Raw genomic sequence first — 11,597 nt, forward strand, 5'->3', positions numbered from 1 at the left:
CAGCTGCCGCCGTGGACGAGTTCAGCTGCCGCCGTGGATGAGTTCGACGGAGAAGCCGTGGTCGGTGGACAGCTTCGGCGTCCTGACCGTGGTCACCCCGGTCGCCGCGTCGTGGTACCAGCCCGCGGCGGCCGCGTCGAGCGCCGCGGCCGAGGCCAGCCGGGGGAGCGGGCCGCCCCGGGTGACCACCTGGCGCGGGGCCGACTGGCCGTGCACCGTGAAGCGGTACGCCCGGGAGGCCGGCTTGTCGGAGTAACTCCCGTCGCTGGCACCGACCTTGACGACGGTCACCGGGCCGGCCACGTGCATGTCGACCCGCTGGGTGGCCGAGGCGCCGGCGCTGAACTGCCGGGTGACGCCGTCGTCCTCGTACAGGGTGTAGGAGGAGTCGCCCCGGGCCTCCGGGTAGAGGTCGTAGTCGAGTTCGGAGCGGTCCCGGGTCTGCCAGGACAGCGTGCCCTGCGGCCACATGGGCACGATCGAACCGCCCTTGACGAACAGCGGCAGGGTGTCGAGCGGCGCCGAGTAGCCGTCGATCGTGGTCGGGCCCTGGTAGGTGCGCCCGGTCCAGTAGTCGGTCCAGGTGCCCTCCGGCAGGTAGATGCCGTTGCGCACCGAGGTGTCCGAGTAGACCGGCGCGACCAGGAAGTCCGGCCCGGCCAGGAACTCGTACGTCGCGTTCGGCCCGAGGGCGTTCGGGTCGTGCGGGTACTCCAGGGCGAGCGGGCGCACGGCGCCGATGCCGGTCCGGGTGGCCTCGGCGGACAGGGTGTACATGTACGGCAGCAGCCGCTCCTTGAGCTGCAGGTACTTGCGGTTGATCGAGGTGTAGGGCTCGCCGTCCAGCCAGGGCTGCTGGTCGCGCTGCTCCTTGCCCGTCATGTCCCGGGCCCAGCCGTCCATGGTCATGATCGCCGGCAGGAAGGCCTTCCACTGCAGGTCGCGGGTGTACATCTTGGGGTCGCGCCGGAAGATGGAGCCGACGTCGCCGGTGTCGTAGGCGATCCCGGACATCGTGGCGCCCGCGTACGTGGGGATCTGCCAGCGGATGTAGTCCCAGGACAGGCTCTGGTCGCCGCTCCACAGCACGCCGCAGCGCTGGGCGCCGGCCCAGGAGACGGGCAGCCAGACGAAGCCGCGGGCGTCGCTGTTGTCCTCGATGCCGGCCTTCGCCCGGTCGCAGGCGTTCAGCGCGAAGTCGTAGCCGTTGCCGACCCAGGCCACGTCGAGCTTGCGCACCCGGACCCCGGCCTTGACCTCCTCGGACTGGTTGGGCAGGCCGTTCTGGGTCCACAGGCCCAGCTGGGCGTGGTCCTTGCGCAGGCCCTCGCCGGCCTGCGGCAGGTTCTCGTAGCCGCAGCCGTAGCCGTCGTTGACCAGCATCCAGCCGAGCGGCATCCCGTTCTGCACGTAGCCGTCGGCGACCTTCACCGCGTCCGTGGTGTGGCGCTCGCCGCGGTTGGCGTTGTGCAGGTAGCAGTCGGAGTCGCCGGGCTCCAGGCCGTAGACCGGCGGCATGAAGGGCTTGCCGACCAGCGCGGTGTACTGCCCGATCACCGACTTGACGTCCCCGGTGAAGTAGTAGGCGTCCAGGCGGCGTTCCTGCTGCCCGGTGCGCACCGGCGCGCCGAAGTCGTAGATCCCCGGGGCGAAGGTGTTGCGGAAGACGCCGTAGCCGGCACTGGAGACGTAGAAGGGCTGGGAGTTGTTGTAGCCGCCCTCGTTCCAGTCGGTGCTGTTGGCGACGTGGACGGTCCGGTCGCGATGAGAGAAGCTGCCGTTCTGCTCGCCGCCGCCGAAGAACTGCTCGTCGGCGCCGCGCACCAGGCTCTGCCGCAGGCCGCCGGTGGACCAGCGCAGCGGGGCGTCCTCCTGCCAGACGGCGGTGCGGTCGTCGGCCCGGTAGAGGCCGAACCGCAGGGGGTGCTTGTAGACCCGCAGCACCAGGTCCTTCGAGCGGATGCCGTAGTAGTCGCCGGCGTCGAAGGTGCTGGTGGTGCGCTGGAGTTCGGGCTGCTTGCGGACGATGGTGGCGCCGGCCGGGTCGGTGAGCACGCCGTCCGGGGCGGCGCGCAGGCGCAGCTGGTCGTCGGCGAGGAAGTCGACCTTCGCCTTGAGGGTGCCGGCGGCGATGTCGTAGCTGCCCCGCCCGCCGCCGAAGGAGGTCAGGTCGCCCGCGTCGGTGGTCTGCGGCAGGTAGGCGCGGCCGGTGAAGGAGCCGCCGTGGGTGTCGTAGGGCACGACCAGGACGTGGTAGGTGCCGGAGGGCTTCGGGATCACCGTCGCCTCGGGGTCGGCGGTGCCGGCGCTCTCGGCGACCTCCTGGCCCGCGGCGTCGTAGACGTAGAGGTCGAAGTCCTCGGTGGGGTCCTGCCACTGGATCGAGATCGGGACGCCGCCCTCCGGGTTGTCGTCCCAGTAGCCGGCCGGCACGTCGACGGTCAGGTCGAAGCGGCCGCAGACGGTGCCGCCCGGGTCCTGGGCGGCCGACGGGCAGCTGCCGGCGCCGCCGAGCGTCCCCTTGGCGTACGCCGGGCTCTGCCAGGTGGTGCTCTGGTGGCCCTGGTCGAGGACGGCGGAGGCGGGGGCGGCCGCCCGGGCCGGGAGGGCGGGCCCGGCGACGGCGGCGAGGCTGGTCAGGGCCGCGGCGAGGGCGGCCCTTCGGAGGTGGGGGCGGAGTAGGCGCACGGGGTTCTCCTTCGTCGGCTGGGGCGGGGGAGCGGTGCGGGAGCGCGGCCGGTCCGGGCGGCGGTCAGGTCCGGTGCCGGTCAGGTCCGCTGCCGGTCGCCGAGGACGACCGACCGGGTGAGGTGGCGCGGCCGGTCCGGGTCGACACCGCGCGACCCGGCCACCGCGACGGCCAGCCGCTGCGCCCGGACCAGGTCGGCCAGCGGGTCCGACTCCGTCGCGGCGTCGCCGGACTCGGCGACCAGCAGGGCGCCGGCCCGGGTGATGTCCTCGGCGAGTCCGGCGGGCGCCGGGCCGAACACCCAGGTCACCCGGCCCGGCGCGGCGATGCTGATCGGGCCGTGCCGGTACTCCATCGCGGGGTACGCCTCCGTCCAGGCGCCTGCCGCCTCGCGCATCTTCAGCCCGGCCTCCAGCGCCAGCCCGTACGTCCAGCCGCGCCCGAGGAAGGTGAACTGCTCGGCGCCGCACAGCCCTTCGGGCAGCGGCGCGGTGACGGCGCGTTCGGCGTCCAGGACGGCCCGGGCCAGCGGTCGGACGCCGTCCGGCCGGGCGCCCTCGGCCTCCAGGTGGGCCCGCAGCAGGGCGAGCGCGCTGGTGGCGAAGCGGGTCTGCACCACCGAGCGCTCGTCCGCGAAGTCGAGCACGGCGACGGCGCCGGCGAGCGCCATGACCGGGGTGGCGGGGTCGGCGGTGACGGCGGTGGTGGGCACCCCGGCCGTCCGGGCGTGGCCGAGCAGGTCGAGCACCTCGGTCGTGGTGCCGGAGCGGGAGAGGGCCAGGATCCGGTCGTACGCGCGGCCGGGCAGGAACTCCGAGGCGGCGAAGGCGTCCGTGGTCCCGTGGCCGCCGCCCTCGCGCAGCGCGGCGTAGGCCTGGGCCATGAACCAGGAGGTGCCGCAGCCGACGACGGCGACCCGCTCGCCGCGCCGGGGCAGCGCGTCGGCGTGCCGGGGCAGGGCGTCGGCGGCGCGGCGCCAGCAGTCCGGCTGGGAGGCGATCTCGGCGGCGGTGTGGGAGGGCGTGGCGGCGGCGGTGCCGGCGGGCGTGGCGGAGGTCATGCGGCGGGCTCCTTCGGAGGGACGGGGGCGTTCGACCCGTGGGCGTGGCCGGCTACTTGACCGAGCCGGCGGTCAGTCCGGAGACCACGTGCCGCTCGATCAGGGCGAACAGCACCACGACCGGCACGATCGCGACGACCGATCCGGCGAACAGGTAGTTCCACTCGACGGTGTAGTTGCCGATGAAGCTGTTGATCCCGACGGTGAGCGGCTGGCTCCGCGGCTCGGTGGACAGCGTCAGGCCCATCACGAACTCGTTCCAGGCCGAGATGAAGGTGAAGATCACCGCGGTGACCACGCCGGGCATGGCCAGCGGCAGGACCACCCGGCGCAGCGCGCCGAGCCGGCCGAGGCCGTCGAGCAGCGCGGCCTCCTCCAACTCCACCGGGATGGAGGAGATGTAGGCGGTGAGGATCCAGACCGCGAAGGCCAGGTTGAACGCGGCGTTGCAGAGGATCAGGGTCCAGACCGAGTTGAGCATGCCGAGCCGGTAGAACTCGCGGTAGAGGCCCACCAGCAGCGAGGTCGGCTGGAACATCTGGGTGACCAGGACGAGCAGCAGGAAGAGCCGCCGGCCCCGGTACCGGACCCGGGCGGTGTAGTACGCGGCGGGCAGGGCGACCAGCAGGGCCAGCAGGGTCGCGCCGCCGGCGACCAGCAGGGTGACCCGCAGGTTCCCGCCGAGGGTCGAGTCGCGCCACACGCCGACGAAGTTCGACCAGGCGAAGTGGCGCGGCAGGTAGCCCGCGTCGCGCAGTTCGTCGGCCGGGCGCAGCGCGGTGACGGCCATCTCCAGGTACGGGAGCAGGAAGACGGCCGCCAGCAGCCAGGCGACGGCGGCGAGCACGACGGTGCGCGGCCGGATCCGGCGGCCGCCGCGCCGGGCTCTCAACTCTCCTCCCCGTTCCAGCGGCTGACCTTCAGGAAGACCAGGACCATCAGCACCACCAGCGCGAAGTTGACCACCGACATGGCCGCGGACTCGCCGATGTCGGTGCTCTTCAGCTGGTACGTGAACACCGTGCTGGTGGCGGTGTCGCTGCCCGGGCCGCCCTGGGTCATGCCCCAGATGACGGGGAAGGAGTTGAACACGTTGATCAGGTTGATGACGACGCCGACCAGGAACGCCGGGCGCAGCAGCGGCAGGGTGATCCGCCGGTAGGTCTGCCAGGGCGAGGCGCCGTCCACCCGGGCCGCCTCGTACAGCTCGGCGGGGACGGTCTGCAGGCCGGCGAGCAGGGTGTAGGTGGTGAACGGCAGCGACACGAAGACGGCGACGAACACCATCCAGGGCCAGGCCGTCGAGGGGTCGCCGAGCCAGTCCCGGGGGCCGTCGACCAGTCCGAGGTCGGTCATGGCGGTGTTGAGCACGCCGGCGGTCCGGTCGAGCATCCACTTGAAGCCGATGGAGGTCATCAGCACGGACGCGGCCCAGGGGGCGATCAGGGCCCAGCGGGCGTACCGGCGGCCCGGGAAGCGCTGGTCGAACAGCTGGGCGAGGCCGAGCGAGAGCAGCATGGTCAGGCCGACCACGGCGGCCGTCCAGACCACCGTGGCGAGCAGGACGTGGCCGAGGTCGGCCTCGCCGAACAGCTTGCGGTACTTGTCCGAACCGGCGGAGCCCCGGACGAAGCCGCTGGTGCTGATGCGCAGGAAGGAGGTGCGGACCATCTCGTAGACGGGCCACAGCACGACGGCGAGGATCAGCAGGACGGCCGGGGCGATCCAGGGCAGCGGGCCGAGCCTGCCCGGGCGGGTGCCCCGCGCCGCGGGGCGGGGCGGGCGGGGGCCCGGGGGTGCGGGGCGGCGCGCGGGGGTGGCGTGCGCCGACCGGAAGTCGGTGGTCACGGGGGTGCCTTTCGAGGGCTGCGCGGGTTCGTAGGGGCGCTGGCTCGCGGGCGCGGGCTCACGGTCCTTGCGCGGGGCGCTAGTTGTTCGCCACCGCGTCCTGGGCCTTCTTCTGCAGGTCGCCGAGGACCTTCGCCGGGTCGCCGGAGACGGCGGCGCCGATGCCCTTCTTGAGCTCGGCGGAGACCGCGTCCCAGCTGGTGTCGCCGAGCGGGTAGAAGACGGCGTGCGGCAGCAGGGCGAAGAAGGGTTCGAGGTCCTTGTGCCTGCCGCTCGCGGTCATCTCGCTCAGGGCGCTCTGGGTGACCGGCATCAGGTTGTAGGTCTCGTCGAACTTCAGCAGGTTGTCCTTGGTGTACGCGAAGTCGAGGAACTTCCTGATCTGGTCGCGGTGCCCGTTCTTCTTGAAGGCCATCATCCAGTCCGCCACGCCGAGCGTGGAGGCGAGCGGGCCCGCCTTGCCGGGGACGGGGACGATGCCGTAGTCGACCTTGCCCGCCGTGGCCATCTGGATCAGCGACGGGTGGCCGTTGAGCATGGCGGCCTTGCCCGCCGCGAAGTCGGCGAAGGCGGTCTTGCGGTCGGTGGTGGCCGGGTTGGGGTAGGTGAGCCCGGGGCCGACCAGGTTGGCCTTGAGCCAGCCGAAGGTGTCGATGTCGGCCTGGCTGTTCAGGGTGTAGGCGCCGTCCTTGCCGGTGGGGCCGCCGCCGTTGCCGAGCTCCCAGAGCATGCTCTCGCCCTGTGCCTCCTCCGGGCCGAGCGGCAGCGCGTACGGGGTGACGCCGGGCACCCTGGCCTTGATCTGTTCGGCGTCCTTGCGCAACTCCTCCCAGGTGGTGGGCGGTTGGTCGATGCCCGCCTGCTGGAGGACGGTCTTGTTGTAGAACAGGGCGCGGGAGGAGGAGACGAACGGGATGCCGTACTGCACGCCCTTGACCTCGCCGGCCTTGGCGAAGCTGTCGATGAGGTCGGCCCGGGTGGCGGGCGACAGCACGTCCTCGGCCTTGTAGAGGAGGTCGTCGGCGACCTTGTCGGCGTAGCCGCCGGTCTGCAGGACGTCCGGCACGTTGCCGCTCTGGATCATCGTCTTGACCTGCTTGTCGATGTCGTTCCAGTTCACCACCTGGACGTCGACCTTGATGTCCGGATTGGCCGCGGTGAACGCGGTGGCGACGTCGTTCCAGTAGGTCTTCGAGCTGTTGGACTCCTTGTCGCCGTAGTCGGCGGCGACCAGTTTGAGCGTCACCTTGCCGCCGGCGTCGGCCCCGCCGCCTCCGCCTCCGCCGCTTCCGCAGGCGGTGAGGGCGAGGGCGCCGAGGGCGCACGCCGTGGAGAGGGCCAGCACACGTGTCTTCACCGCAGTTACCGCCTTCGTACGCGCTTGATCTGTTGATCCGAGATGCTTGAAGGAAGCTTTTTTCGAGCAGTTCCGAACGAGCTTGCTGCGTCGAGGAGTCCATGTCAACCGGCCGGACAGCAGAAAGCCCGGCCGGGGCGGCTCCGGCCGGGCTTCGGGTGCACGGGAGTCAGGCGCGCAGCACCCGCACTCCGCAGCCGGTGATCGCCTCCTCCTGATCGGCCGTCACCTCGTCGTCGGTGACCAGGTCGTGGACCTCGGCGAGCGGGCAGATCTTGGCGAAGGTGACCCGGCCGATCTTGGTGCTGTCGGCCAGCACCACCGCCCGCGCGCTGCTGTGCAGGAAGGCGCGGTCGGTCTGGGCCTCCATCTCGTCGTGCGTGGTGCAGCCCTCCTGGGCGGTCAGGCCGTCCACGCCGATGAAGGCGAGGTCGAGGTGGTACTGGGCGAGCATCCGGTCGGCGGCCGGCCCCACCAGTTCGTAGCTGGTGGTGCGGGCGATGCCGCCGACCACCACCAGGCGGACGTCCGGCCGGACGATCAGGTCGGCCGCGATGTTCACGGCGTTGGTGACGATGGTGATCCCGCCGCGCTCGGCGAGCACCCGGGCCAGCTCGCTCGTCGTGGTGCCGCCGGTGAGGCCCACCACCGCGCCGTCCGGCACCAGCCGGTCCGCCGTCAGCGCGATCCGCCGCTTCTCCGCCTGCCGCGTGCCGTGCTTGTGGCGCAGCGGCAGTTCGAGGTTGACGGCGCCGGTGACCGCCCCGCCACGGGTGCGGTGCAGCAGTCCCTGGTCGTGCAGCTCCTGCAGGTCACGGCGGACGGTCGCCGCCGACACCTGCAGGAGCTCGGCCAGCTCGTGCACGTCGGCGCTGCCCGTCTCGGTGAGGTGCGCGAGGATCCGGGAGGTGCGGTCAGCTTTGAGCATGACGGAAGTCTAGTGCCGCCGGCGCGCGGGACGATCTTTGCGCGGAACTGCTCGCTGCGGGAGCCGCGCCGCCTGCGGGAGCCGCAGGCGGCGCGGGCGGGCCGGGTCGGCGCCCGCCGACGGGGCCGGTGCTGGCCCGGACGACCAGCTCGGGGCGCAGCAGCTGGATCGAGTTGGCCGGGCTGCCCGAGCGGGTGAGGGCGCGCAGCAGCAGCTCGACCGCCTCCCGGGCCATCTCCCGCTTGGGGATGGCCACGCTGGTGAGGGCCGGCCGGGCCACCCCGACCTCCGGGTTGTCGTCGTGCCCGACGATCGACAGGTCGTGCGGGACGGAGCGCCCGGCCGCCCGGGCGGCCTCCAGGGCGCCGAGGGCGAGGACGTCGTGGGTGGCGAACAGCGCGGTGGTGCCGGGGTCGGCGGTCAGCGCCGTCGTCGCCGCCGCGAAGCCGCCCGCGGGGGTGGGCTCGGGCGCCGTGTGGACGGCCTCGTCGGGGACGGTCAGGCCGTCGGCGGCGAAGGCGCGCCGGAAGCCGGCCACCCGTGGGCCGTGGTCGGGGCTGGCGAGCACGGCGACGCGTTCGTGTCCGAGCTCGCGCAGGTGGCGCCCGGCGAGGAAGCCGGCCCGCTCGTAGTCGATGGTGACCACCGGGAAGCGGTCGGGGGCGTCGGTCTCCCAGGCGCACAGGGCGACCGGGAAGGACGCCTCGGCGAGGAGCGGCAGGTGGTCGATCAGGTCCCGGTCGCCGGCGATCAGCAGCGCGTCGACCGAGCGGCTGGTCAGCCCGGCCAGGTGCCGCTTGGCGCGCTCGCCGTCGAGCCGGGTGGTGCAGAGCAGCAGGTGGTAGCCGTTCGCGTCGAGGACGTCCTCGACCTCCTCGACGATGGCGGGGTAGAAGGAGCCCGTCACGGTGGGGACGAACAGGCCGACCGTCCGGGTGGCGCCGGTGGCGAGGGAGCGCGCGACCAGGTTGGGGGTGTACCCCAGCTCCTCGATCGCGGCGCGCACCCGGGCCGCGGTCGCCGGGCCCACGGCCCCCCGCCCCCGGATGACGTTGGAGACGGTCTGCTTCGTGACCCCGGCACGCTCGGCCACGTCCTGCATCGTCACCATGGATGGATACCTCGCATTGACCGGTCAACTTTGCTTTCGGTGAAACGTAGGGCACGACTGAAGGACCGTCAATACCGACCCGAACCCTTGTCCCGACCGTGACGTGAGGTTCTGTCGGCAGGGCCCGGCCGGGAGTGCAGCGGGCCGGAAGCCGATTCTGCAAGCACTCTTGATTTACCGGTCAACCCGACCGTATCGTCCCAGCCAACCAGCCGCTCCCCGCCGTCCGTCGGGCCCCGGCTGACGAAACGTCCGCGCAGCAACAAAACGTCCGCGCAGCAACGAAAACGTCCGCGCGGCATCTCGCGCCTCCGAGAGGAACCACCCATGGGGAGAACAACGATGTCCGCTGCCCGCATCGTCGGCGCGGCCACCGCCGCCGCGCTCGTGCTCGGCGTCAGCGCCTGCGGCAGCGGATCGGGGAGCGACGCCAAGGCCTCCGGCGGCTTCACCTACTGGTCGATGTGGCGCGCGGACGAGCCGCAGGCCAAGGTGATCAAGGCCGCGATCGACGACTTCACCGCCACCACCGGCGCCAAGGTGAGCGTCACCTGGGCGGGCCGGGACATCGCCAAGAAGATCGGCCCGGCGATCGCCGCCAACCAGGCGCCGGACCTGTGGGACGAGTCCGACGACAAGGTCTACGGCACCACCGCCGCGGCGGGCCAGGCCCTGGACCTCTCGCCGGTCCTGCAGCTGCCGGTGCCGGGAGAGGACGTCCCGGTCTCCCAGGTCATCCCGGCCAAGTACTTCGACATGCTGCCGAAGGACCCGTCCGGCTCGAACCACTACGTGATCCCGTACGAGGTGGTCACCAACGCGATGTTCTACAACGCGGCCGATCCGGCGGTCGCCGCGGCCATGCCGACCCCGCCCACCGACTGGGCCGGCCTGCTCGGGGTCTGCGACGCCCTGAAGGCGGCCGGCAAGGCCTGCATCGCCTCCGAGGGCGAGGACCCGTGGACCAACGGGCTGTTCCTCGACTACCTGCTCAACGGCGCCGGGGTGAACGTCGCCGAGCTCTCCGCTGACAGGTCCGGCGCGGCCTGGGACAACCCGGCGGTCCTCGCCGCCGCCCAGCAGGTGGAGCAGCTGGTCAGGGGCGGTCACCTGATCGAGGGCTACGACGCCACCAAGTTCCCCGCGCAGGAGACCAACTGGACGGCCGGCAAGGCCGCCTTCTACATGGACGGCAACTACGTCACCTCCGAGGTCGCCCGGCAGGTCCCGGCCGGCTGGAAGATGGCCTCGATCCTGCCGCCCACCGCGAAGACCCCGGACGCCGGCCTGTTCGGCTTCGCGATCCCCAAGCGGGCCAGGAACGCGGCCGCCGCGCAGAAGTTCATCGCCTTCTTCCTGCAGAAGAAGCACCTGTCCGGGATCTCCACCACCGCGCTGAACATCACCCCCCGCAGCGACATCCCCGCCCCGGCCGAACTGGCCGACGTCCAGAAGACCCTGGAGGCCCCGAGCCTGCGCCTGAGCTTCGACGGGGTGGGAGGCAGCTGGCTGCCCAAGGTCCTGAACGAGAACTACCTGGACCTCTGGCACGGCAAGAGCACGGCCGCCCGGTTCGTCGCCACGTGCAGGGCCGACCAGGTCACCTACTGGCAGACCCAGGGCTGACGGTGGCGACGACGATCGAGGACCCGCCCCGGACGGGCGCCGCCCGCGGCCGCTCGGAGCGCGCCGCCCGGGCCGGCGTCGGCCCGCTGGAGCGCCAACGCCGCCGGGTGTTCTGGCCGTTCGCCGCGCCCGCACTGCTCGTGTACGCGGTGCTGTTCGTCGCCCCGGTCGGCTACGCCCTGTGGACCAGCCTGCACCGGTGGGACGGCATGGGCGGGATGGACTGGCGCGGCCTGCAGAACTACACCCTGCTGTTCCGCGACCCGCGGTTCCGCACCTCCCTGTTCAACACCCTCGAACTGATGGTCATCGGCGGCACGATCACCTTCGTGCTGAGCTTCGCGCTGACCCTGGTGCTGCGCGAGATGCGGGCCAGGCTCTTCGCCCGCTCGGTGCTGTTCTTCCCGTCGCTGGTCAACGGCATGGTCTTCGGCATCGCCGCCGGGTTCCTGTTCTCGCCCACCGGCCCGGTGAACCGGGCGCTGGAGCTGTTCGGGGTGACCACGCCGCCCAAGTGGCTGGCGACGGACAACCTGCTCCCGATGGTCCTGGGCACCCTGGTCTGGACGGCGACCGGCTACTACACCTCGATCATCATGGCGGCCGTCGACCAGATCCCCGACCACCTCTACGAGGCGGCCGAACTCGACGGCGCCGGCCCCTTCCAGCGCTTCCGGCACGTCACCCTGCCGTGCGCCTGGGACGTCATCGCGGTCTGCGCGGTGCTCTGGACCGTCAGCTCGGTGAAGATCTTCGAACTGATCCTGCTCTACGGCGGCAGCACCAACGCCTATCCGCCGGTGAGCAGTTGGAACACCGCCGTGTACGTGTACAGCGAGGCCTTCCCGCAGGGCACCGTCCCCCGGCTGGGCACGGCCACCGCCGCCGCGATCGTCAGCCTGGCCATGGTCACGCTGATCACCGTGGTGCTGCGCCGCCTGCTGCGCCGCGAGCCGATCGAGTACTGACCCGCCGCGT

General features: G+C 72.1%; 9 protein-coding genes. 2 read left to right on the plus strand and 7 right to left on the minus strand.

Annotated elements, in window-relative coordinates:
* Nucleotides 1-21: 21 nt before the first annotated feature.
* From ACIRST_RS03665 to ACIRST_RS03695, 7 genes are all read right to left on the minus strand, one after another.
* Nucleotides 22-2,241: a TIM-barrel domain-containing protein gene (locus tag ACIRST_RS03665; protein WP_402800123.1), complete on the minus strand. Its 2,220-nt coding sequence runs from the start codon at nt 2,239-2,241 to the stop codon at nt 22-24.
* 527 nt (nt 2,242-2,768) lie between these two features.
* On the minus strand, nt 2,769-3,749 hold the full coding sequence (locus ACIRST_RS03670) for an SIS domain-containing protein (protein WP_402799686.1): 981 nt from the start codon (nt 3,747-3,749) through the stop codon (nt 2,769-2,771).
* Between the two features lie 52 nt (nt 3,750-3,801).
* Nucleotides 3,802-4,641 (minus strand): carbohydrate ABC transporter permease, encoded by an 840-nt coding sequence (locus ACIRST_RS03675; RefSeq protein ID WP_350526012.1) that lies wholly within the window; start codon nt 4,639-4,641, stop codon nt 3,802-3,804.
* On the minus strand, nt 4,638-5,597 hold the full coding sequence (locus tag ACIRST_RS03680; RefSeq protein WP_402799688.1) for a carbohydrate ABC transporter permease: 960 nt from the start codon (nt 5,595-5,597) through the stop codon (nt 4,638-4,640). The genes ACIRST_RS03675 and ACIRST_RS03680 overlap by 4 nt, the downstream gene beginning before the upstream one ends.
* Nucleotides 5,598-5,676: 79 nt before the next feature.
* Entirely contained in the window at nt 5,677-6,954 is a 1,278-nt protein-coding gene (locus tag ACIRST_RS03685) for an extracellular solute-binding protein (protein WP_350526010.1), read from the minus strand.
* A 169-nt stretch (nt 6,955-7,123) separates the two neighbouring features.
* Nucleotides 7,124-7,882 (minus strand): DeoR/GlpR family DNA-binding transcription regulator, encoded by a 759-nt coding sequence (locus ACIRST_RS03690; protein WP_350526009.1) that lies wholly within the window; start codon nt 7,880-7,882, stop codon nt 7,124-7,126.
* Nucleotides 7,869-8,993 (minus strand): LacI family DNA-binding transcriptional regulator, encoded by a 1,125-nt coding sequence (locus ACIRST_RS03695; protein ID WP_350526008.1) that lies wholly within the window; start codon nt 8,991-8,993, stop codon nt 7,869-7,871. The genes ACIRST_RS03690 and ACIRST_RS03695 overlap by 14 nt, the downstream gene beginning before the upstream one ends.
* A 342-nt stretch (nt 8,994-9,335) precedes the next feature.
* Between ACIRST_RS03695 and ACIRST_RS03700 the strand changes: the two genes are divergently transcribed.
* Nucleotides 9,336-10,619, plus strand: a complete 1,284-nt coding sequence (locus ACIRST_RS03700; RefSeq protein ID WP_402799692.1) for an ABC transporter substrate-binding protein — start codon at nt 9,336-9,338, stop codon at nt 10,617-10,619.
* Nucleotides 10,620-10,621: 2 nt separating this feature from the next.
* A complete protein-coding gene (locus ACIRST_RS03705; protein ID WP_402799695.1) occupies nt 10,622-11,587 on the plus strand; it encodes a carbohydrate ABC transporter permease in 966 nt (321 codons plus the stop codon).
* Nucleotides 11,588-11,597: the final 10 nt, after the last annotated feature.

The sequence above is a fragment of the Kitasatospora sp. NPDC101447 genome (assembly GCF_044767225.1).
Taxonomy (GTDB): Bacteria; Actinomycetota; Actinomycetes; order Streptomycetales; family Streptomycetaceae; genus Kitasatospora.